The following is a 23,249-nucleotide window of genomic DNA, read 5'->3' as shown; positions in this document are numbered from 1 at the left end:
TTTAGTTAGTCTGAATAGCTCCGACTAAAGTCTATAGACGTTACTTTATATTATGATGGGCTAATTATAGTGCCAGCCAAGGTTGCACTGACTTCACATTAGCAGAGTCAGCAAAATGTGTATTGTCGTTTGACCACGTCTTCGGGACGCTGATTTGACAGACTTGCAACTCACACTTCATTGTAGCGTCGGTAACGGTTTGACTTCTGCCAAAGGTCACAATAACTCCCTGTTGCTCAGGCAGCAAAAATGACAGTAAGTGTTTAATAAAAAAGCCTGAGAGATCAGCCAGTAGCTCTTCAAATTCCTGTTGCATTTTATAAAGGTCAGCTTTGCTCAAAGATGTTGTGTTAAATAACTCAGCTTCAATCTGCATTTTTAGCTGGCAGTCCGAGTTTGCGCCCTTCGTTTCAATCACTACTTTTGCTTTGTCTTTGTCCAATTCTTTGTCAAATGGCAGCAAGAGCTGCGCTTCATCAGTGTACGACAATGGAAAGCTCGCTTCCTCGGTCACAATATTACCCGTCGTGATTTTACAGGCTTGCATACTCATTGTATCAACAAGGTAAAAACCCACACGTGCAAACTCAAACTCGCCTTTACTTACCACTTTTAGTCTGTCGTAAAAGCTGTCGTATGCAAAGGTGACCGTTTTAGCAGAGGCTATCGCACTCCAAAGTGCCATTATCAGGACAACTACAATCTTACTCTTCATCAAAATACGCTCGGTTATGCCTTATCATATCGTTAAGTTCGTTCACGTAGTCTTCACCACGCTCTGAATAACTCAACAGACCACTTGTTAATACTGTCGCGTCAATCGGCGCTTTTTGAGCTCGCAGCTCTGCTCGTACCGAACGCAACTCCCTGTATGCATCATTGGTGTTAATATTTCTAAAGTATGACTTGACCGCGGCTCTTACCGACTGAAATGCTCTAACTTCGTGATCGGCCGCATCTTCTCGCCGCTTCGGCACCATGCCGCAGCCTTTGGTGTAACACCATTGGCCAAAAAAGTTTAACCCAATCCGTGCAAACCGTGACGTGCCCCAGGCAGATTCATTAGCAGCTTGCATCAGCGCCAGCTCTTTAGGAATAATATCCACTCGGCGCAGTGCTCTTTTGAGCGAAGATTCATTGATGGCTTCGCCTTTTAAATCATACTTTGTGAAAATCATCGCAATCTTTTCTATTTGTTTGCGTGTTAGCGTTTCATCAAATTGCACCATCATCAGAGCGATTTCAAGCGTTGCCCGCTGCTCTAAGATCTGTTTATTTTCGGCTTCTACGTGCGGTTTAATAAAGTCGAAAAACGCCGTTTTCTTTTCCTTAATGTCACGAATGGCTGAAAAATTGGGTAGCTTTACACTATGGAGTGGCTTTTCCGGCACCTTAGGTACAACCTCTGCACCGGTATCCTCTTGATCTAAGGTAGAATCTTGAGGACCTTTATCTTGGATAAAAGGATAAATTAACGCCCAAATGGTCACTAGGGCAACAATGAGTTTAATCAGTTTAGCTTGCATACTTCTCCTCGCAGTGGCGTTGTTCTGGAAACGGAGTCTCTTTCCCTAAGTCTCTAAGAACTTTTCTCAAGCCCACTCAATAACAGTTTTATTCTGTTACTATAGTTTGATAGAGCGTTGATAAATTGCGCCAAAATAACAGTATTCAAAAATAGCGGCTGATAATATCAAAAGCCGCAATTAAACGCGAATTTTCGTTCAGTTATCGTACATAGTTTAGACGAGTTTGAGATATAAAGAAAAAGGAACAGAAGTATGACGTCTAACGCTTGGCAGCAGCGTCTGCTATCGCAGCAAAAAAACCGCCCTAACGACAATCGTTCAGCATGGCAAATAGATCGTTCTAGGATCATACATGCCGCGGCTTTTAGGCGCTTGCAAGCCAAAACCCAAATTATGGCAATCGGCGTCAACGACTTTTACCGGACTCGCCTAACACACTCTTTGGAAGTATCGCAAATAGGCAGCGGTCTACTACGCTATTTAAGAAAACAACACCCTGAATTTGAACACTTTCCTTCGACAAGTCTTATTGAAACTTTGTGCCTAGCGCATGATATCGGCCATCCACCTTTTGGCCATGGTGGAGAAATAGCGCTTAATTACCTTATGCGTGATCACGGAGGGTTTGAAGGAAACGCTCAAACCTTGCGTATCGTCACCAAGTTGGAACCATACACTAAAGGTTATGGCATGAACTTAACGCGCCGCACCTTATTAGGTTTTATTAAATATCCTGCATTAATCGACACACTTTGGTATCACCAACCGACGCAAACACAAACTCGAAAATACATATTATCTAGTGATTGGCTGCCTGCTAAAGGCATTTATCAATGCGACCAATCGGTATTTGATTGGATCCTCTCGCCATTTTCTCAAAACGACCAAATAAAGCTGCAAGAAACCGAGATAAAAGACACCTTCCGTCGTAAGACTAAGTTTAAATCGTTAGATTGCGCCATTATGGAATATGCCGATGATATCGCCTATGCAGTTCATGATTTAGAAGATGCGATTGCAACCGAGACCCTTAACGAGGCAGCATGGCATGATTTCGCGCTGCCTGAATTACAAAAGTTAGACTCTCCTTGGTTAAAGCACAACTTACAACGCGTAAGCGAGAGTTTATTTTCAGAAGATGAATCTAATCGTAAAGATACCATAGGTGAGCTCGTCAACCTGTTTATTGTGCACTGTAAACTCACCGTTCAAGACTCAGATTTTGACTCCGCCCTACTTCATTTTACCGTTGAGATGGCACCCGAATTTCAGGAAATCCTGCAAGTATTAAAAGTGTTCGTATATCGAAGATTAATTCGTGAACCTAAAATGCAGCAAATTGAGTTTAGTGGTCAAAACCTGCTTATTGATTTATTTGAAGTTTTTGCCAGTGACCCCATGCGATTGTTGCCGTATACAACCCAAACATTGTACCAGCAAGCAACCGATGAAACGCAGCAAATGCGCGTGTTAGCGGACTATCTTGGTGGCATGTCTGATGAGTATGCACGAAAAACGCATCGACGCTTATTTACCGGGGAACTGTAAACTCTGTTCGTAGAGGCAAAACTCAATCATGAAAAATTCGCATACATTGGCGATTAATTCATTCTTTAATTTTTCTTAAGCCTTTCTTAAGTATCGGCATATATGTTTTCAACGTAGCTTGATATTTTTCAGTTGGAGCATATATGCCAGCCAAAACCGTTGCGGTATTCGTGTTAGTCACTTCAATCACTCCTGCGTTTGCTGGTGACCCATTTAGCATCGACTCCCTTTGCAATAATAAAGCTGAACATAGTAATAAAATGGCTCGACAGACTGATAAAGCAAGTCAAGAGAAAAACATCAAGATTGAGTCTATCGAAGTAAACTCAAACCCTATTTTTAACCCAGACGACCCAGAAACGACCTCTTTCCATGACTTCGTAAACTGGCTGCATATAGAAACCCGAGATGCAACTATCGCTTCTCAACTCCCTTTTCAGGCTGGTTACCTAGTCAGCGAGGCCGATATTTTAGAGGCTGAGCGGATCTTGCGTGCTAAAAAATACATCAGAGAGGCGAAAATCAACTACGCCAAGCCATGCAACAGTGCCGAGCCACAGAAAATATCAGTGCAAACATGGGACACCTGGAGTTTGCTGCCCAGTGTAAACTTTGGCCGAAGTAGTGGAAACAATAAGTTAAGTTTAGGGTTTAAAGAGGAAAACTTGTTAGGGTATGGCGTTAGGGCATCCGTAAAATACAAATCTGACCATGAACGCTCCGGTTACCATACCGTATTGCAAATGCCTGCGCCATGGCAACCACATGCCATGATAACGGTGCAAGCAGATGATTATGATGACGGTCAAATATTTATGGCTGACATTTATCAACCTTTCTATCAGCGCTCCAGCTCTTTGTTATATAGAACTTATATTAATGCACAAGACCAAACGACTTCTATCTATCATAACGGTCAAACAGAAAGTCAGTTTCGATATAATGGTACATCTGCGCAGTTTGCTTATGGCCGTTTATGGCAGCAAACCAATAGCACCACACTAAGGTGGATAGCCGGTGTCGATTACCAAGATGTGAGTTACGACGAGCAAAACTTAGCCACAAGAGATAACCTTTATGACTTCAAGCTGTTAGCGCCTTGGATTAGCCTTCAATATATCGAAGATAATTACATCGTGCTGCAGGATGTAGACTTAATCAATCACAGTGAAGATTTCAACCTCGGATGGTCACTTGCGGCCAAGGCAGGTATTGATACCGAAGCGGACGGAGTTGGCTCAATTTGGGAGTTTTCAGCCAACAAAGCATGGCTATTTAATGAGGATGTCTTATACCGATTTAAAGCATCAACCAATGCCCAAATTGGCACGCAGCAAGGTGATAGAGTATGGTCTACTCTCGCTGCAAAGGTAAATTATCGCTGGACCGATAGTTTTGCTTTTTATGCTGATGTCATTGCTGCGTGGCAAAACAAGGAGTTTGCCGAGCGTCCTCTTGCTCTCGGTGGAGATGAAGGGATCCGTGGCTTCCCACAAAGCTATCAACAAGGTACGCAAACGGTCAAATCTTCATTCGAACTCCGCATGTACCCTAACATTAATATTTATCAGCTTGTTGATTTAGGGTTCGTTGGCTTTGTTGATATGGGAAAAGCATCCGGGAATATACAACATCCTAATATAAGCAATAAAATGCTAGGCAGTGTAGGGCTCGGAGTTCGTTTATATTCCGCCCGTTCAAGTAACGAAAACGTAGTGCATATAGACTTTACTAAACCATTAAGTAACTATCCTGAAGTTGACAGCTGGGAACTTGGTTTATCAGTGGAAACTCACTTTTAAATAGCGCTTCAAAGGGTCAATGTAAAGGTGATGGTGCTCCCTTCCAACGCAACAGTGAGTTCCGCGTCAATGGCTTCAGCAAAGGCCCTAGCAATAGGCAACCCCAAGCCAAAGCAATCATTCGCGCTTCTCGATTGGTCGCTTTGCCATAGTGGTTCAAATAATTGTGCTAAATTCACACTTTCGAGCTCGCCGGAAACCTTATTGCTCACTCGAACATTTATTCCATCCATCGCCCCTTTTTCAACAACAATAAGTGCTTTTGAACCCAGTACACGGTGACGCTTGGCATTTTTTAGTAAGTTACCAATGATACTCTCGACTGCCATTAAGTTGGTCTGAATTGGACATTCTGAGCGAGTTGTCTGAATCTCAACGTTATCAAGTGCTATCTCACCTATCGAGCGGTTGACGACTTGCAATACATCAACAACATCGTCTTTGGGTAGCTTTATCTGCTCGTATTTATGTAGCAACATCACATTGGTGACGATGTTTTTCATCCGCTGACTTATTCTTAATACTTCTGGCACAAAGTCATCCGCCAGTTCATTGTCTTCCGGGAAGCGTGAAATAACTTCCGCCAAATTAATAAGCTCCGTAATGGGCGTTTTTAATTCATGCGAAATATCTGAGGTTAAGCGCTTTTCTCGCAAGTACAATTGTCTGTTTTCAACAATAAAACGGTTTAAGCTTTGCTCAACGGGTAACAGCTCAGAGACTGGCTTTTCTAATATTATGGTGTCTGAATCTTTAGAGAAATTTAGTTTGGCTATCTGAGCGTTCATGCTATTCAACGGCGCGAGACCAACATCGACCGTTTTACGCACAAAGACACGAATAAACACCACAACACATACGATAGTCACGATAAAAACGATATCGATGAGCCAAAGAATAAAGTCCAGTCCCTCCGACGAGGCCGCGTAGGCAATAACAAGCTCATCATCAAAAGATTTTTTTTCCCCTTTTAGGGTATGGATCTGCGGAATAAAACGGGTATATATGATCCGTCCCGCACGACCATCTGGCAGGGTTTCACTTACCACTTTACTTTCACCAAGTGATAGCGACAAATAGGGTAACTCGTGTTGCGAAAAAAGATCTAAGCTGTCAGAGCGTGCAAACACTCGATCGTTCAACCAGATTTGATAATATTCAGGCTCGATATTACCTGTAAACTCTGGTAAAAACTCACCGGAAAAGTGTAGTTCTAGATGATCTTCATCTTCAGAGACTAGCGTCATCAGCATACCAACTTTTGTATGCATCGCTTTGTCGAATTGTGAGTCAATCCAAGAGTCAACAGCCAAATCTGTGGCGAGTAAAATGGCGACTACAACACCTGTGATGGTAATTGATAATGTTCTAACTAAGTTCCCTCGGATCGACTTCATGGTAGTTGCTCAACATAATATCCGAACCCACGTTTAGTTTTAACTGGCAAGCATTGACCCAGCACTTTGACCTTTTTGCGTAGCGAAGAAAGGTGAGCTTCGATGGCATTTTTCGACACGCTATCGAAATTGCCGGTAATATAAGTGCTCAATTTTTCTGGTGTAATAATCTTATTTTGATTAGTAAACAAACATTCCAAAATTTTATACTCATTGGGTGTTAAGTCTATCCGCTGCCCTGCAATTAACGCCGACTTTAGCTGCAAGTCAATGGTCAAGAAGCCATACACGATTTCATCACCATCTTGTTTAAATGCCCCTCTTCTCATTAGCGTTAATAGCCGTGCATGCAGCTCATCAAACGAAAAGGGCTTGGCGAGATAGTCATCTGCACCACTTAATAAACCCAGCACTCGGTCTTCAGGTTGTGACTTTGCTGACAACACCAACACTCGAGTGTCGTTCTTCTGTTGTCTTAGTGCTTTAAGCACACTTATGCCATCCAAACTGGGCAACATGATATCTAAAATAATTACATCATAGTGATCCATCAGCGCCATACTCAAACCGCTAGAGCCATCCGCCGTATCATCTACCGTAAAACCCAGTTTAGAGAGTCCTAAGGTTAAGCTGCGACGCAAGGACTCAGAATCTTCAATCAGTAACACATTCATAAATAAACCTTTGGCTAGTGCTTAATATCACACAGCTTAGTTGCTCAAACTTAAGATTCGCTAAAGAGAACTTCAACTTTCATTAATTCCGAAGGATTTCCTAAGCTTTTCTTAAGTTTCGTCGGATAGTCTTGTGATAAATGCAGCTATTCTTAACACTCTATGAACAAAGTACACTTTTCAACTCCTTATGCAAAACCCTTCATGGTGTTTTTTCTTTCCTTGTTGATGATTTTGACGCTTAGCCGTTTAGGACTATCAGCTTGGATGTTAGAGAGAATGGCAGGCTCTGATCCTTTGACCTTTGTGATATCAGGCCTGCGAGTTGATTTGAGTACTACCGCTTATCTCGCAATACCGCTCTTATTATTAATGATCACGCACTATCTTATACCCAAGCCATTGAAGCCTTTACTTACTGCGCTAATAACGGGATATATTGCATTGGGTATTGCATTTGTCCTACTACTCGAAGCTGCAACTCCGGCATTTATTTTGCAATACGACATCAGACCAAACCGTTTATTTATTGAGTATTTGATTTACCCCAAAGAAGTCATTTCAATGTTGTTGAGTGGTCACTTGGCCACAGTGATATTCACCCTACTTTTATGTACTTTGGCTTTAATAACCACCTTGAGGTATTTTCCTCGCATTGGCAACGATGTGCCATCAAAACGGAATATAGCTATCTCTACTTTTTGTAGTCTTATCTGTTTAGCGCTGTTCGCAAGAGGTACTCTGGGCCATAGACCGCTTAACCCTGCTACCGTCTACTTCTCACAAGATGCATTGGTTAATTCGCTGACCATCAACTCGGCTTATAGTGTTGCGTTCGCAGCAAAAAATATGGGTAGCGAAAAAAGTGCCAGTGCGCTTTATGGTTCGCTATCCAAAGAAAAGGTTTTTGATACAGTAAGAAAAGCAAGTTACAAACAAGGTTTTATCTCAAATACACTTCCTACCTTAGCCACTAATCCGGCATATCATCAGGGCAAAAAGAAAAATTTGGTAATTATCTTGGAGGAAAGCTTAGGCGCACGTTTTGTAAGCTCGCTAGGGGGAGCAAACCTAACCCCAGAGTTAGATAAACTGTATCAAGAAGGCTGGGGGCTGGAGAATCTCTACGCAACGGGCACCCGATCAGTTCGCGGAATTGAAGCCGTGATCACCGGCTTTATACCCTCACCATCACGCTCCGTCGTTAAGCTTTCAAAGTCTCAGCAACAGTTTTGTACGTTGGCGGATATTTTAGCCCAAGAAAACTATACCACACAGTTTATTTATGGTGGCGAAAGCCACTTCGATAACATGAAAAGCTTCTTCTTAGGAAATGGCTTTCAACGTATCGTTGACTTTGATGATATAGAAAACCCGGAATTTGTTGCGTCTTGGGGCGCCAGCGATGAAGATCTGTTTAATCAAGCGGATAAAGAACTAACTCAGCTGAGTGAAGAAGAAAAGCCATTTTTTAGTTTGATCTTTACATCTAGCAATCACGACCCGTTTGAAATTCCTGACGGAAAAGTATTGTTACCAACAAATCATAAAAGTGATAAACCTGCGCGAGATCTCGCTATCAAGTACGCCGACTATGCCCTCGGAAAGTTTATTGATAAGGCCAAGCGAAGTCGTTATTGGCAAGATACTATCTTCTTAGTTGTTGCAGATCATGATGTCAGGGTATATGGATCCGAGCCCGTCCCTATTAAGTCTTTTCATATTCCAGCCGTTATTTTGAATTCAGACTTTAATCAGAAACAAGATAAAAGGTTGGTCAGTCAAATTGATTTACCTGTCACTTTGCTTTCTTTAATAGGGGTTGAACGCCCAACGCCTATGCTTGGCTTTGACTTAACCAAACAATATCCAGTGCAAAGAGCGATGATGCAATATTACGATAATTTTGCCTACATTGAAGATGACAAAGCCGCCATTTTGATGCCAGGCAACAGAGTGAGTTATTGGCAATATGACACGGCGACTAAGATGCAAAAACCACTGGTGAATACAACGCACACCGCTGATTTGGAAGAAAAAGCACTATCTCATGTATTATTTAGTAATTTGGCCTATCAGGAGCAAATTTATCGATTAAAAGAGTAAAGCATAAGGTTGTCTTAAGTATTTCTATAGAAGATAAAGATAACTTAGTTTTTATTTTCTCGTCAGGAGTTGGATATGTTTAAATTTTTAAAACATATCTCTCCATCAGGCTATACCAGCCTGATGGTTCTCGCCACACTTTATTGTACCTTTGCTTTTAATAGCCTATTTTTTATCAAAGTATTTAATATTTCCACAATACAGGACTGGTCCGATTGGCTATTTTTAGCGTCTGTCCCTATTCTTTTGTTTTTCCTGACACTGTTACTATTTAGTTGGTTTTCTTTAATCACCTTCGTACGGCCTTTTTTATTTATCACCATTGTGCTATCCAGTATTTTGCTATACGCATCAATAAACTACGGCGTCATATTTGATAAAAGCATGATGCAAAACGTTATTGAAACAGACACGGGGGAAGCATTTTCATATTTAAATATAAACCTAGTTCTTTTCGTACTAACTTTGGGTTTAATTCCTGCTTATTTAATGACAAAAAACAAAATAAGGCAGCCACTCAAGCAAAGACTAAAATCCTTTATTCTCATTAACTTTGTTTCAATTACCTTCATCTCTTTGATAGCATTTAGCTTTTATCAAAACTATGCCTCCGTTGGTAGAAACAACAAAGAAGTCGCAAGCTATATCACGCCATTTTCATTTTATATTGCAGGATATAAATACCTGAGAGATAACTATTTTTATCCTCCATTACCATTTCGATTACTAGATAAAACACCTGCTTTAGCTTCCAAGTCAGGTGCGAATATTACCGTTGTTGTTGTTGGTGAAACTGCACGTGCAAGCAACTTTTCATATGGAGGCTATAAAATAGATACTAACGAATACACTAAACAGGACGGCATCAAATATTTCAGTAACATGTCATCTTGTGGCACAGCGACAGCAATTTCAGTACCCTGTATGTTTTCACGGCTAGATAGAGCAGGTTACAATAGCCGTCTTGCTCAGAGCCAAGATAACGTGCTTGATGTGATCCACAGGGCTGGCGCCGAAGTGTTTTGGATAGACAATAATAGTAGTTGTAAAGGTGTATGTAATCGGGTTGAGAATTATCGAATTGATACTAACAAGGATAACCCGCTGTGCGACGGTAAGTATTGCTTTGATGAGGTACTAATCCCATCACTTATGAATACCATAAACAACGCGCAAACAAGCAATATTGTTGTTGTCTTACATATGATTGGCTCGCATGGCCCAACTTATTATCGCCGTTACCCTAAAACACAGCAAAAATTCCTCCCAGATTGCCAACGCAGCGATATCCAAAATTGTACGCCTCAAGAATTAGTGAACACCTATGACAATACCATCGTTTATACAGATTTAGTGTTGCACAAAATCATTACACAACTGTCTTCGTTAGACGCAGAAGCTGTCAACATGCTCTATGTTTCCGATCATGGCGAATCACTTGGTGAAACCGGATTATATTTACATGGCTTTCCATATCGTCTAGCACCTAAAGAGCAAACTCAAATCCCGATGATTTACTGGAGTAATCGGCTAACAAATAAAAACTATAGTGGTTGCATTGACGCTGTAAAACAGCAACCCCTTTCTCATGACAATATCTACGATACGTTACTTGGCTTAACTCAAGTTAAGTCGAAAACCTATCAGTCCAAAAAAGACATATTCGCAACCTGTCGAACTCAATTACTCGCAACTAATGGAGAAACTAATGCATTTTGATAACACCAATAAGCCAACTGGAGCAAAACGACTATTGCTGGCGCTTGGACACTCATTTAGAGCGTTTAATTGGCTCACAAAAAATGAATCCGCCTTTCGGCAAGAGCTTATTCTATTGCTGGTTACTATCATTTTGCTATTTACACTTGAACTTTCACTCTATGAGCGCGTTATGTTGTTTTGTGCAACGCTGTTTGTGATGTTTGCAGAGATAGTGAATACCGCTATTGAAGCAACAATTGATAGAGTCGGTTTAGAGATCCATCCATTGTCGGGGCTTGCCAAGGATTTGGGCTCGGCTGGCGTGTTGATCGCACTTATCGTTTTTATCTGTATCTGGGGCAGCTGTTTATATCAAAACCTCTACTAGCAAGTAATGGCCAATCAAGCTTATGTTTGGATGAGAGAAGCCAAACATAAGCTTTAGCGCTAACCTATTACTTCCGTTTACGCTTGGTTCTTGTTCCTAAAATACGTTTTTTGTCTCTTTGCTTCTTAGACTTACCAGAATTACGGCGAGTGTCTTTAGGCTCTTTGGTTAAATCAGGTTCATAGCCTGGTAGCCATTGCGGTGCAAATCGCTCATCTAGAAAAATTTCTATTTCTTCTAGTAGCCACTGCTCATCAATACTCACAAGCGAAATGGCTTGGCCGTTTTGTCCAGCGCGACCACTACGGCCGATACGGTGCACATAGTCTTCAGCAACATAGGGTAACTCAGCATTGAAGACATAGTTTAGCGAGTCAATGTCAATGCCACGAGCTGCTACATCCGTTGCGACCAAGACGCGAATTTCACCTGATTTGAATTGAGATAGCGCTTTGTCACGCGCGCCTTGAGACTTATCACCGTGGATCGCTGCAGTTTTAAGGCCATCCTTATTCAATTCTTTTGCGTAGCTATCAGCACTATTCTTTGTGCGAGTAAACACCAGTACCTGATGCCAATTATTTTTGCCAATCAAGTGGGAGATCAATTCACGTTTGCGATCTTCGTCTACCGAATAGAAAGTTTGCGTAACTGTACTTGCGGTGCTGTTCTGGGATTCAACACCTACTCGCTTAGGGTCGTTCAACCAAGGCTTTACTTGGGATAACACAGCATCGTCAACCGTAGCTGAAAATAGCAACGTTTGACGCTTAAGCGGCATAGTACGCATGATCCGCTTAATTTCCCCCATAAACCCCATATCTAACATGCGATCTGCTTCATCGAAGACTAGGTGTTGAATATTTTTGAGTGTTAATGTGCCTTTGATTAGGTGATCAAGTAAACGCCCAGGTGTCGCCACCACTACGTCTACACCCGCTCTTAAGCACTTTTCTTGCGGGCCAATATTTGCACCGCCATATAAGCACACGACATTTAAGCTGGTGTTCACCACTAACTTTTCAGTATGCTCTGCAACCTGTTGTGCCAGCTCACGAGTCGGCGTTAGTATCAATGCCCTAACCGATTTCTCACCTTGCGCGCCGCCCATCAGCATGGAGTGCAAAATCGGCAGCATGAAGGCAGCAGTCTTACCGGTTCCAGTTTGGGCACTTGCAATTAAATCAAAACCACTGAGCAGAAGTGGAATACTCTTTTCTTGGATTGGTGTTGGTGACTCAAACCCAAGCTCAGTAATTGCGCTTAGTAGTTCGGGGTGAAGTTGTAGCTCGCTAAATGTCATTGGAGATCAGTGTCTATTACCAAAATTGTGCGGATTATAGCAAATAATTATCTAAGCACTGTAATGTTCTAATACTGATTTTTATTTAGCCAGAACAACTTCTCAGATAAGATTAATCACGCTAACGCAAAATGCTCAAAAGTGATAAATAAGGAGATGTACATGTCACAAAAGCAATTGAAACTTTTAGTAGTGAGCCTAGGATTTCTCGCCATTGCGCCTTTATTTGGTTTACTTATTGCTGAACTTAGTGTTGCAGTATTAGATTGTCGGGTTGCAGAAAGTGGTCATTCTGATTGTGTTATCGGCGGTATCGATATTGGCATGCTACTGGCCATTTTATACACAGGTGGTTGGGTAAGTATGATTTCTATCCCTGTGGCAGGCTTGGCGGCTTTGGTCTGTTACGCAAAATACCGAAATGCAAACCTAAATAAAAACCAATAAAAAAGGGGCTAAATGCCCCTCTTCTCTTCACATCAATTTGATTAAATTGCTGCGTTTCTGAATTCTTTAACAAATTGCTTAACAGGCATATCATTACAACGTAAGTTGCGAACCTGTTGGTTGTTCAAACGTAAGTGATTAACGCCGTGACGTACTGCATCTAAACATAGCTCAGTTGCGGTATCTGTTTTTTCAGCGATTAGCTCAACTTTCTTTTCTTGCTTTTGCGAGCGCTTTGCCGCTTTTGCAAACTCACGAATATCTTCACCATTACAGTGGATGCTTGGTGAGAAGCGAGAAATAAATAGGCCTAGTGATGCAGCTTCTTTACGTGCTGCACTGAAACCTTGCTCTGCTGCAACAGCACATACTTTCGTCGCTGGTGATGCGTCAGCTTGAGTGAACTCAACCTGTGAAGCGAAAGCCGTTGTAGAAACCAAAGAAACAAGACCAAAGAAAGAGAGAGATTTAAGCATAATATACCCCAATTGAACGATTCGGCGCGGATTATAATTACAACGATGAATAAGTAAACAGCTAAATCATGCAATTTTGGTTATTTAATGATCTATTTACACTAAGCTAAAATCCTCGTTATCATCTCGCTAAACTTGTGCAAAATTTAACAACTGCCACCATGCTTCTCAGCTGACTAAATAAGTAATTTCACCCAAGCGCTGACCCTCTCGTTTTTAAGTGATAAACTTTGCCAAATAACAGCAAGAATCTAAAGAGCGCGCTATGAAAATTGTTTCGTTTAATATAAACGGCCTCAGAGCTAGACTGCATCAATTACAGGCATTGATTGAAAAACACCAACCTGATGTCATTGGACTGCAAGAAATTAAAGTCCATGACGAAGCTTTTCCTATCGACGATGTAGAAGCACTTGGCTACCATGTTTACTTCCATGGTCAAAAGGCGCATTACGGTGTGGCACTACTCTCCAAGAAACCTGCAAAAGCTATCCAAAAAGGCTTCGCTACGGATACTGAAGAGTCACAACGTCGCATGATCAGCGGTACGTTTGAAAGTGATTCAGGTAACGAAGTTACCGTTATGAATGGTTACTTCCCTCAAGGTGATAACATCAGCCATGAAACTAAATTTCCGTATAAAAGACAATTTTATGCAGATCTCATGACCCACTTGAATGATTTTGCCGATCCTCAATCTAACCTTGTTGTCATGGGCGATATTAATATTTCTCCACTGGATGCGGATATTGGTATTGGTGAGCAAAACCGAAAGCGTTGGTTAAAGACGGGTAAGTGCTCGTTCCAACCAGAAGAGCGCGAGTGGTTAAAAACACTGCTAGATTGGGGCTTTAAAGATACATTTAGAGTGCTGACACCTGATGCAACCGAAAAGTATTCGTGGTTTGACTACCGCTCAAAAGGGTTTGATGATAACCGTGGTCTACGCATAGATGTGGTTTTAGCAACCGCGCCATTAACTGCGAAATGTATCGAAAGTGACATAGATTACGAATTGAGAGGAATTGATAAGCCCTCAGATCACGCACCAATTTGGGCAACTTTCGACATTTAATCGTCTGCTTTTTCCGCCGAGACTGTGAATACAGTGCTCGGCATAGAGCAAAATCACCAAATTTAAAAACTGGATAGAAACGTGACGTTTATCGCTGCCCTTGGGTTATTTTTACTCAGTTTTCATCGCAAAGAATACCAGCAATTACTACAAGTACCAGCCAGACAAACCGGCGTATTAAGTTGTGCGGTTGTCCTCACGTTACTGTGGCAAATAAAGGCAGGTATTTTACCTGAACTGAACATTCATATTCTTGGAATAACCGCAGTAACGTTAATTTTAGGTTGGCGACTGGGTGCGTTGAGTGCAACTTTGGCATGCCTCGTCCATAGTTACTTTAGTGCTTTTACCTTGGTGGAGTTTGGTAATTTTTGGCTGTTTACTGCACTGTTCCCTGTCTACTTAAGCTATGGACTCTTTGCCCTTTGCTATCATCATTTACCGCGGCACTTTTTCGTTTATATTTTTGTTTGTGCATTTATTTTCGCAGGTACGGTGGGCTGTTTAAAGATACTTCTAAGCGCATTCTATTATTATGCAATCGATGCCTATACTTGGTATCAGTTGGCAGACAATTATCTCCATTTTGCCGTAATAATGTGGTTCCCTGAAGCCATGTTAAATGGCATGGCCATCACCTTACTCATTACATATCGCCCACATTGGGTAAAAACTTTTTTTGATAGGGAATACTTAGACAAATGATCTCCCACTACCGCTGTCCACTGTGTAAACTGCCTTTATATCAAGGTGGTGCAAGCTACAGCTGCAATAATAATCATCAATTTGATATTGCCAAAGAAGGCTATGTCAACTTACTACCCGTGCAAAATAAAAAATCAAAACAGCCGGGCGACAACCAAGAAATGGTCGCAGCGCGTCGGGCATTCTTCGAAACCGATCATTATCACTTTCTACGTGATAGGCTTGCACAAATCGTCTCTGAAAAAGTGCCGGCTACCCTGCTGGACTTAGGATGTGGTGAAGGCTTTTACACCCATGAAATCGCAAATCGATGCGAGAATGCCAAAGTCTACGGGGTCGATATCGCAAAGCCTGCTGTCCGCTATGCAGCTAAACGCTATCCTCAAGTAGAGTTTAGCGTAGCCTCCATCAAAGAGGCTCCTTTTGAAAATGAATTTGCAGATGTGATTGTGAGTATTTTTGCGCCAGTGTTCGCCGAGGAACTCGCTCGCCTGTGCAAACCATCAGGCAGTTTGTATGTCGTCTCACCTGGTGAACACCATCTATTCGAACTCAAGTCTCTGATTTATGACAATGTAAAACTACACAAGGCACCAGAAACACCACAAGGGTTTGAATTGGTTGAACGGACTAAATTGCAACAAACACACAGAATGGAATTTGAGTGTGTTGAACACTTAATCATGATGACGCCATTTGCATGGAAATTTAAGCAACAACACATGGATAGATTACAAAAGATGGACCATATCGAAATCACGCTCTCGTTTTTGATAAACCAATATCAGCGCAAGTAACCCAACATCAGATCACCAATTATGAGCAAATCGCTGCCTACTTGCTTGGTAGGCAGGCAAACAGGAATTACAGATTTTCTTGCGTAAACGCTTTGTCCATTTTATCGAACATATCTTTTAGCAACCGCGCTAAATCTCTGTATCTAGGCTTTCTTGAAGACATGGGAGAATCATAGCCATTAGCAACCATCTTCTGATGCAGTTCTGTATACCAAGAATACAAAGCCGGATTTAACGGCGTTTCAGCTCTTTTACCAAGCCATAATAACCCTTGGACAGGAAGCGATAAAAAGAATAAAGCAATCGCAATGGCTTGCGGCAAATATTGAAAACCCAATTGGCTGGTCTGCAAAAACAGAGTAAACACCGCCAGCATAGGCATTGTATTTAAAGCAAGTTCTGTCGCCTTGATCACCCTAAATTCAGGGAACAACGGTGCTAGCTCCTTGCGCATAGGCCACTCTTTCGAGTATTGACGTCCAAGTTGCACTTGCGAAATAAGACTTTTTTGCATCATAACTCCTAGGTGCTAACTTTTATATAAAAAATGAGGTAAAATCGACGTCTTTACTGTCAACTATACCTTAGTCTAAATGCGTAGCTTATATGCGCTATAGCTTTAAGCTTAATACGCAATAACTGTTATTGTCAAAACGGAAAGTCATTATGTCATCTCAGCATGTTTTGGTTCTTAATTGTGGAAGCTCCAGTCTTAAGTTTGCAATCATCGATAACGCAACGGGAGAGGAGATATTATCAGGTCTGGCTGAACGCCTAGCTGAACAATCACCACAAATTAAATATAAGTTCCAAGGCAACAAGGAAATCGTGCCCCTAAATAGTGGTGATGCGCACCAAGTTGCGATCACAACGCTTGTAAAACTTATCAAAGATCTCGCGTTAGACGCAAATCTTGTTGCTGTCGGCCACCGCGTGGTACACGGCGGTGAGCGCTTTACACAATCTGTCATTATCGATGACTCCGTTATAAATGCTATCCAAGAAACGGCTAGTCTGGCGCCTTTACATAATCCAGCTAACCTACTTGGGATCCGCGCAGCCCAAGCCGCATTCGCGCATCTACCGCAAATTGCTGTCTTTGATACGGCTTTCCATCAAAGTATGGATCAAACAGCTTACCTTTATGCCCTACCTTATTCACTATATCGTGAACATGGTGTTAGACGTTACGGTTTCCACGGCACCAGCCATGCTTATGTATCGGCGCAAGCCATCGAGATTTTAGGCTTAAAAGATAAGCCATCTCGTATTATTACCGCACACTTAGGCAATGGTTGTTCCGTTACCGCGATTAAAGACGGTAAATCGGTAGACACCAGCATGGGCTTAACTCCATTAGAGGGTCTAGTGATGGGCACCCGAAGTGGTGATATTGATCCGGGCTTGTTCTCGTTTTTAGTTAATCACCTGAACTATTCAACACAGCAAATTGACACTTTGTTGAATAAACAAAGTGGCCTTTTAGGTATTAGTGAGCTTTCTAACGATTGCCGAACTATCGAAGAAGCTGCGCAGGAAAACCACCCTCAAGCAACACTGGCGCTTGATATTTTCTGTTATCGTTTAACCAAACAAATTGCTAGCTTCTTGGTACCACTAAACGGTTTAGATGCACTTGTATTCACTGGCGGAATTGGCGAAAACTCTGACGTTATCCGTGAAAAAGTAGTGAACCAACTTAACTTCCTTGGCATGCACATCAATAAAGAGCGTAACCTCAACGCACGCTTCGGTAACCAAGGGGTGATCACTGATGAGTCTCACTCCCCTGTCGCTATGGTCATCCCAACCAACGAAGAATGGGTGATTGCCAACGACGCAGCTACGCTTGCTAAAGGAGTGTAATGATGGGTCGTCGTATTATGCTTATTCCTATTTCGACGGGCGTTGGGTTGACGTCGGTGTCTGTAGGAATAGTCCGAGCACTGGAACAAAAAGCAGTAAAAGTAAACTTCTTTAAGCCAATCGCACAACCTCGTAAAGATGAAGTCGGCCCCGAGAAGTCAACACTCATCGTTCAGCAAGGTTCTACCATTGCCCCACCCACGCCGTTTGAGCTGAGCTACGCTGAGCAAATGATAGGTGATGGTAAAGGCGATGACCTGTTAGAAGAAATTGTGGAGCGCTTTGAAGGCACAGTACAAGATGATGAAGTTGCCATCATTGAAGGAATGGTTCCTACCCGTCGTCAACCTTACGCTGGCCGTGTAAACCGCGAAATTGCGCAAACATTAGGTGCAGATATCGTGTTTGTCTTAACGCCGGGTAATGACTCTATCGACGAGCTTGAAGACCGCTTAGAGATTGCTGCTGGCAATTATGGCGGTGTAAACCACCCTCGCGTATTGGGTTGTATTTTCAATAAAGTGAATGCACCGCTGGATGAAGATGGCAGAGCGCGCGCCGATCTGGTTGATCAATACAAACCAGAAGAGCTTGAAAACGAAATGAATCGTTTGGCATCGCTGCCTATTTTCAGAAAACACCCATTTCAACTTTTAGGTGCCATACCATGGGACTTTGACTTAGTTGCGCCGCGAGTTATCGACTTAAGCAATTATTTAAAAGCCGAAATCATCAATGCGGGTGATATGGAGCACCGTCGTCTGCGCCGTGTTACTTTCTGTGCAAGAACGGTATCGAACATTCTTAACCACTTTACGCCAGGTGCACTATTGGTTACTCCTGGCGATCGGTCGGATATCTTAGTCGCTGCGTGTTTGTCGGCCATGAATGGCACCAAGATTGGCGCTATCTTGTTAACTGGTGGGTTCAAACCAGAAGAGAAGATCATGACCTTATGTGAGCAAGCGATGGATACAGGTCTGCCTATCCTTGCTACTGAGGCTGATACTTGGCGCACTTCTTTGCTATTACACAATTTCAATATGGAAGTGCCAAGCGATGACGAGCAGCGCATCGAGCGCGTAAAGCAGCACAACGCCCGTCACATCGATAGCGAATGGCTGGAAAGTTTAGCCAAAGGGGTCGCAAAAACCCGCAAACTCTCCCCTCCTGCGTTTCGTTACCTACTAACTGATTTAGCTAGACGTGCAAGCAAAACTATTGTGCTGCCTGAAGGTAATGAGCCTAGAACGATTAAGGCGGCTGCTATCTGTGGTGCGCGAAATATCGCTAAAACCGTACTGCTTGGAGACAGAGAAGAAATTGAGCGTATCGCCCAGCAACAAGGTGTTGAGCTGAATGAAAACGTGACTATCTTATCTCCTGAAGAAGAGCTGCAAAAGTACATTGCGCCTATGGTTGAGCTACGTAAAAACAAAGGCCTAACCGAGGTTGTTGCGGCAGAGCAACTGCAAGATAACGTCGTGCTCGGCACCATGATGTTAGCCGAAGGCCAAGTTGATGGCTTAGTATCTGGTGCGGTAAATACCACCGCCAATACCATTCGCCCACCACTGCAGTTAATCAAAACGGCACCAGGCGCGTCGTTGGTAAGCTCAGTATTTTTTATGTTGCTACCGGACCAAGTGTTAGTATACGGCGACTGCGCAATTAACCCAGATCCAACGGCAGAGCAGTTAGCAGATATTGCAATTCAATCTGCAGATTCCGCTGCAGCATTCGGCATTGAGCCTCGCGTTGCTATGATCAGTTACAGCACAGGAACATCAGGACAAGGTGCAGATGTAGAAAAAGTGCGTGAAGCTACCGAGATCGCACAAAAGAAACGCCCTGATCTCGATATTGACGGACCGCTGCAATACGATGCCGCCATTATGGAAAATGTCGCACGTAAAAAAGCGCCAAACAGCAAAGTCGCTGGTAAAGCAACGGTATTTGTCTTCCCAGATTTAAATACAGGTAACACCACATACAAAGCGGTGCAGCGAAGTGCTGAACTTGTCAGCATCGGACCTATGTTACAAGGTATGCGTAAGCCAGTTAACGACCTAAGCCGCGGGGCTTTGGTTGATGACATCGTGTACACCATTGCCTTGACTGCTATTCAGGCTACACAAATCGAAGAATAATCTTTATCCCAAGGGCTCAATGCATGAGCCCTTTTCTTTTTCATCTCACTAATCCTTTCTTTTGCCTAGAATTCGGGCGAACGCTCTGGTCTTTAAATTGACTTCGCTATACTATGAATTATACCAATTGGTATTTTTCCAAAAACAAGGGTTGGTAATGTCAAAGCAAACGCTGCAATTGCTCAAACAAGAATTTACGATACATAGCTTGGATTGCGATGATGCTGTCCCGCAAGCTGTGTTAAACAGTGAAATCTTTTTTATTGCCAAAACAGAGGATGAACTCTCTATCGTTTGCGCGTCAGATATCGCAGTCAGTAGCCTCGCGGCTGAAAGTCATTGGAGAGCATTGGAAGTCGTTGGCCCGCTGGGGTTTTCATTAACGGGGATTATGGCTAATATTTCTGGTGTGCTAGCAAAGTCCAACGTCTCTATTTTTACCTTATCAACATACGATACCGATTATATTCTGGTAAAAGAGAGCCAAATCCAGCAAGCGATGCAAGCACTTAAAAAAGATGGATATTTATTACTTTGATTGAACTCTCACCACCAATCCAATATCGGCCAATATCCCAAATCGCAAACCCGATTGCGCACATTCCAAGTCCTTTTTCCGGCAAAGTCTTACCGCTAAGTACGCATCCAAACGCGGCGATTGCGTCTGGTATGTTAGGAATAGGCGTTTGCGTACAAATGCGTGTGCCCTTGTTGCTATCTCCTTGTAACGGAAAACTAATCCAGATCAGAAAAAATAACTGCGAATACATTTTACACGCCAATAACGGCTTAAAAATGTTACTGAGCTTAGAGGTCGGCAATGAGTTTGCCAAACCCGAATATCTCAAAGCAAACAGCTTTGGCAAAACCACGATAAAGCTTGGAGAGCCGCTATGCTTTTTTGATATTCCACTCAGTGAAGCAAAAACCATGGCCGCCATTGTGCTACTCAATGCACAAAAGCTTGGTGCGTGTTATTATCCTTTAAAACAAGTATCTGCGGCCAAAGAGCCGATAATCACAATTGCAAGGGCGTGTGCTTTATGACAACCACCATGTATGGGATCAGCAACTGCGATACCATTAAAAAAGCCAAAAAATATCTACAAGACAACAATATCGAATTTACTTTTCATGACTATCGCAAAGATGGATTAGACGAAGCTCTACTCACTGCTTTTATTGACCAACTTGGCTGGGAAAACGTGTTAAACAAACGCGGAACCACTTATCGAGCCCTTAGCGAAGAACAAAAACAAAATCTCGACGCGCAGTCAGCGAAGCAACACCTTTTGGCAGCACCAGCCATGATAAAACGCCCTATTTTGCAGTACCAAGGTCAATATCACTTGGGTTTTAAAGCTGCACAGTATGATGAGATTTTTGCCTAATGAGCGAAGTAGTTAAGCTCGCTCAAGCTCTGATCCAAAGGGCTTCTGTTACACCTGATGATGCTGGCTGCCAACAATTAATGAATGAACGTTTGGCAAAGCTTGGCTTTACCATCGAAGAACACTTCTTTGTTGATACGCTCAATACGTGGGCACGAAAAGGCGACAGTGGACCACATTTTTGCTTTGCTGGACACACAGATGTAGTACCGGTTGGCGACGAGAGTCAATGGCAACACCCGCCATTTGCTGCTGTGATTGAAAATGACATGTTACATGGCCGCGGAGCTGCTGACATGAAAGGCTCACTTGCAGCTATGGTCGTGGCAACGGAGAGATTTATCGAAAAACACCCCAATCACAAAGGGTCATTGTCTTTTTTGATAACCTCTGATGAGGAAGGCCCTTTCGTGAACGGCACAACTCGAGTTGTAGATTTATTAGAAGCCCGAAACGAAAAAATTGATATGTGCTTGGTTGGTGAACCTTCATCACGCCATGAGCTTGGCGACGTAGTAAAAAATGGTCGTCGCGGTTCACTCACCGGACACCTAAAAGTGATTGGAAAACAAGGTCACGTAGCTTACCCTCATCTCGCTAAAAACCCCATTCACTTGTCTGCGGCGGCGATTGCTGAACTCAGTCAGACCGAGTGGGATCAAGGGAATGCATTTTTCCCCGCAACAAGCTTTCAAGTTTCCAATATCAATGGCGGAACAGGGGCTGGCAATGTGATACCGGGCTCTTTGCAAGTACAGTTTAACTTTCGCTTTAGCACCGAAGTTACAGCCGATGAGCTCAAACAACGTGTTATTACTATTCTAGACAAGCATCAACTTGATTATGAACTTAATTGGATACTGAATGGCCTACCGTTTTTAACAGAGCCAGGTCCATTGCTCGATGTGACGATTGCAGCCATCAAAGAAGTGACGGGAAGGCAAACCACACCGGAGACTTCAGGTGGCACATCAGATGGCCGATTTATTGCCCAAACGGGATGTAAGGTGATTGAGCTTGGCCCAATTAATGCTACAATCCATCAAGTCGATGAATGTGTGAGTTGCAAAGACCTAGATCAATTAGCCTTAGTCTATGAAAAGATCTTGGAGAAGCTACTTGCCTAGCCGCTATATGCTTACCAGCGCTGAATGCAGCGCTTGTGGCGTCAACGAATCACATCTAGCTTTTTACCATGGTCGCCATGTGCATAGCGCGATAGTTTCCGATCTCAGCGCCCTCTCACAAGCTGCAAAAAAGGCAGGTTTTGAATTCTACATGGCGTCCGCATATCGAGGATTTGAAAGGCAAAAAGCGATTTGGAATAGCAAGTTTGCGATGCGCCGTCCTGTTTTTGATATCACTAACCAAAAAATAGAGCTGAGTAACCTCTCAGACATCGACAAAGTAAAAGCAATTATGTTGTTCTCCGCACTACCCGGTGCAAGTCGCCACCATTTGGGCACTGATTTAGATGTGTTCGCCAAAAACCTCGTACCGACAGGACAATCACTACAACTAGAACCATGGGAATACCAGCAAGATGGGCATCAGCACGAATTTTCGCTGTGGCTTGACGCGCATTTAGCAACTTTTGGTTTCTACCGGCCTTATGATCGTTATCGAGGGGGAGTTGCTGCGGAACCTTGGCATATTAGCCACCAGCTAACGGCATCAAAGCTTGCCACGCTGCAATCCGTTGACGCAATTGATGCCGTGCTTAAACGCAGCGATATCAAAGGTAAAGACGCAATACTGGCGAATCTCAGCGCACTACATCAGCAATTTATTACCAATGTAGCGCAGCCATAACGACTGATCCGAGCTTAAGTTACTTAGACTAGGGCCTGTTGATCTTTCAAGTTTGTTTTTGCAGCAGTTTGATTGGTATTTA

Annotated in this window: 23 protein-coding genes; 16 read left to right on the top strand and 7 right to left on the bottom strand. The window is 42.8% G+C overall.

The genetic code is table 11. The features are described from left to right. Positions 1-64: 64 nt before the first annotated feature. Together A587_RS0120480 and A587_RS0120475 are read right to left on the bottom strand one after the other, a co-directional pair. A complete protein-coding gene (locus A587_RS0120480) occupies positions 65-685 on the bottom strand; it encodes a DUF2987 domain-containing protein (protein ID WP_232288098.1) in 621 nt (206 codons plus the stop codon). Positions 686-704: 19 nt separating this feature from the next. After that, on the bottom strand, positions 705-1,526 hold the full coding sequence (locus tag A587_RS0120475) for a glucosaminidase domain-containing protein (protein WP_010373940.1): 822 nt from the start codon (positions 1,524-1,526) through the stop codon (positions 705-707). A 255-nt stretch (positions 1,527-1,781) separates the two neighbouring features. Between A587_RS0120475 and A587_RS0120470 the strand changes: the two genes are divergently transcribed. Next, on the top strand, positions 1,782-3,077 hold the full coding sequence (locus tag A587_RS0120470) for an anti-phage deoxyguanosine triphosphatase (RefSeq protein WP_017219095.1): 1,296 nt from the start codon (positions 1,782-1,784) through the stop codon (positions 3,075-3,077). 143 nt (positions 3,078-3,220) lie between these two features. Next, positions 3,221-4,879 carry a hypothetical protein gene (locus tag A587_RS0120465; protein WP_017219094.1) on the top strand — a complete coding sequence of 553 codons (1,659 nt, stop codon included), beginning with the start codon at positions 3,221-3,223 and terminating at the stop codon, positions 4,877-4,879. A gap of 8 nt (positions 4,880-4,887) precedes the next feature. Here the strand turns inward: A587_RS0120465 and A587_RS0120460 are convergent, their stop codons facing one another. Together A587_RS0120460 and A587_RS0120455 are read right to left on the bottom strand one after the other, a co-directional pair. Beyond that, positions 4,888-6,276, bottom strand: coding sequence for a histidine kinase dimerization/phospho-acceptor domain-containing protein (locus A587_RS0120460; RefSeq protein ID WP_017219093.1), 1,389 nt, complete (start codon positions 6,274-6,276; stop codon positions 4,888-4,890). Further along, complete coding sequence (locus A587_RS0120455) at positions 6,273-6,950, bottom strand: response regulator transcription factor (protein ID WP_017219092.1); 678 nt, start codon at positions 6,948-6,950, stop codon at positions 6,273-6,275. Before A587_RS0120455 ends, A587_RS0120460 begins: the two co-directional genes overlap by 4 nt. 204 nt (positions 6,951-7,154) lie before the next feature. Between A587_RS0120455 and A587_RS0120450 the strand changes: the two genes are divergently transcribed. The 3 genes from A587_RS0120450 (at position 7,155) to A587_RS0120440 (ending at position 11,145) form a co-directional block, all read left to right on the top strand. Continuing rightward, a complete protein-coding gene (locus tag A587_RS0120450) occupies positions 7,155-9,056 on the top strand; it encodes an LTA synthase family protein (RefSeq protein ID WP_017219091.1) in 1,902 nt (633 codons plus the stop codon). A 75-nt stretch (positions 9,057-9,131) separates the two neighbouring features. Next, entirely contained in the window at positions 9,132-10,775 is a 1,644-nt protein-coding gene (locus A587_RS0120445) for a phosphoethanolamine transferase (RefSeq protein ID WP_017219090.1), read from the top strand. After that, complete coding sequence (locus A587_RS0120440; RefSeq protein WP_010605037.1) at positions 10,765-11,145, top strand: diacylglycerol kinase; 381 nt, start codon at positions 10,765-10,767, stop codon at positions 11,143-11,145. Before A587_RS0120445 ends, A587_RS0120440 begins: the two co-directional genes overlap by 11 nt. Positions 11,146-11,212: 67 nt before the next feature. Here the strand turns inward: A587_RS0120440 and A587_RS0120435 are convergent, their stop codons facing one another. Beyond that, the gene (locus A587_RS0120435; RefSeq protein WP_017219089.1) at positions 11,213-12,448 is read right to left on the bottom strand and encodes a DEAD/DEAH box helicase; all 1,236 of its coding nucleotides are present in this window, start codon (positions 12,446-12,448) and stop codon (positions 11,213-11,215) included. Between the two features lie 162 nt (positions 12,449-12,610). On the opposite strand from A587_RS0120435, the gene A587_RS0120430 reads away from it, so the two are divergent. Continuing rightward, positions 12,611-12,895, top strand: a complete 285-nt coding sequence (locus A587_RS0120430; protein WP_017219088.1) for a hypothetical protein — start codon at positions 12,611-12,613, stop codon at positions 12,893-12,895. A 41-nt stretch (positions 12,896-12,936) separates the two neighbouring features. Here the strand turns inward: A587_RS0120430 and A587_RS0120425 are convergent, their stop codons facing one another. Beyond that, positions 12,937-13,371 (bottom strand): hypothetical protein, encoded by a 435-nt coding sequence (locus A587_RS0120425; protein WP_010373924.1) that lies wholly within the window; start codon positions 13,369-13,371, stop codon positions 12,937-12,939. Positions 13,372-13,636: 265 nt separating this feature from the next. Between A587_RS0120425 and xthA the strand changes: the two genes are divergently transcribed. From xthA to rlmA, 3 genes are all read left to right on the top strand, one after another. After that, complete coding sequence (gene xthA, locus A587_RS0120420; protein ID WP_010373922.1) at positions 13,637-14,446, top strand: exodeoxyribonuclease III; 810 nt, start codon at positions 13,637-13,639, stop codon at positions 14,444-14,446. 81 nt (positions 14,447-14,527) lie between these two features. Continuing rightward, entirely contained in the window at positions 14,528-15,151 is a 624-nt protein-coding gene (locus A587_RS0120415) for an energy-coupling factor ABC transporter permease (RefSeq protein WP_017219087.1), read from the top strand. After that, positions 15,148-15,948 (top strand): 23S rRNA (guanine(745)-N(1))-methyltransferase, encoded by an 801-nt coding sequence (gene rlmA / locus A587_RS0120410; RefSeq protein WP_017219086.1) that lies wholly within the window; start codon positions 15,148-15,150, stop codon positions 15,946-15,948. Before A587_RS0120415 ends, rlmA begins: the two co-directional genes overlap by 4 nt. A gap of 67 nt (positions 15,949-16,015) precedes the next feature. Here the strand turns inward: rlmA and yfbV are convergent, their stop codons facing one another. Next, positions 16,016-16,462: a terminus macrodomain insulation protein YfbV gene (gene yfbV / locus A587_RS0120405; RefSeq protein WP_017219085.1), complete on the bottom strand. Its 447-nt coding sequence runs from the start codon at positions 16,460-16,462 to the stop codon at positions 16,016-16,018. A 152-nt stretch (positions 16,463-16,614) separates the two neighbouring features. Here yfbV and A587_RS0120400 point away from each other — a divergent pair, with 152 nt between their 5' ends. The 7 genes from A587_RS0120400 (at position 16,615) to A587_RS0120370 (ending at position 23,167) form a co-directional block, all read left to right on the top strand. Beyond that, positions 16,615-17,814, top strand: coding sequence for an acetate kinase (locus A587_RS0120400; protein WP_017219084.1), 1,200 nt, complete (start codon positions 16,615-16,617; stop codon positions 17,812-17,814). Between the two features lie 2 nt (positions 17,815-17,816). Continuing rightward, positions 17,817-19,964, top strand: coding sequence for a phosphate acetyltransferase (pta, locus tag A587_RS0120395; protein WP_026001076.1), 2,148 nt, complete (start codon positions 17,817-17,819; stop codon positions 19,962-19,964). Between the two features lie 157 nt (positions 19,965-20,121). Further along, complete coding sequence (locus tag A587_RS0120390) at positions 20,122-20,502, top strand: ACT domain-containing protein (RefSeq protein WP_010605048.1); 381 nt, start codon at positions 20,122-20,124, stop codon at positions 20,500-20,502. Then, positions 20,499-21,011: a PTS glucose transporter subunit IIA gene (locus A587_RS0120385; RefSeq protein ID WP_010373908.1), complete on the top strand. Its 513-nt coding sequence runs from the start codon at positions 20,499-20,501 to the stop codon at positions 21,009-21,011. Before A587_RS0120390 ends, A587_RS0120385 begins: the two co-directional genes overlap by 4 nt. After that, complete coding sequence (locus A587_RS0120380; RefSeq protein WP_010373906.1) at positions 21,008-21,355, top strand: ArsC family reductase; 348 nt, start codon at positions 21,008-21,010, stop codon at positions 21,353-21,355. Before A587_RS0120385 ends, A587_RS0120380 begins: the two co-directional genes overlap by 4 nt. Then, positions 21,355-22,482, top strand: a complete 1,128-nt coding sequence (gene dapE / locus A587_RS0120375; RefSeq protein ID WP_010373904.1) for a succinyl-diaminopimelate desuccinylase — start codon at positions 21,355-21,357, stop codon at positions 22,480-22,482. The genes A587_RS0120380 and dapE overlap by 1 nt, the downstream gene beginning before the upstream one ends. Further along, positions 22,475-23,167 carry a D-alanyl-D-alanine carboxypeptidase family protein gene (locus tag A587_RS0120370; protein ID WP_017219082.1) on the top strand — a complete coding sequence of 231 codons (693 nt, stop codon included), beginning with the start codon at positions 22,475-22,477 and terminating at the stop codon, positions 23,165-23,167. Before dapE ends, A587_RS0120370 begins: the two co-directional genes overlap by 8 nt. Positions 23,168-23,249: the final 82 nt, after the last annotated feature.

It is taken from the genome of Pseudoalteromonas sp. NJ631, from assembly GCF_000276645.1.
GTDB lineage: Bacteria > Pseudomonadota > Gammaproteobacteria > Enterobacterales > Alteromonadaceae > Pseudoalteromonas > Pseudoalteromonas piscicida.
Note: the sequence above shows the minus strand (reverse complement) of the source record. Positions and strands in the feature narration are given on the sequence as shown.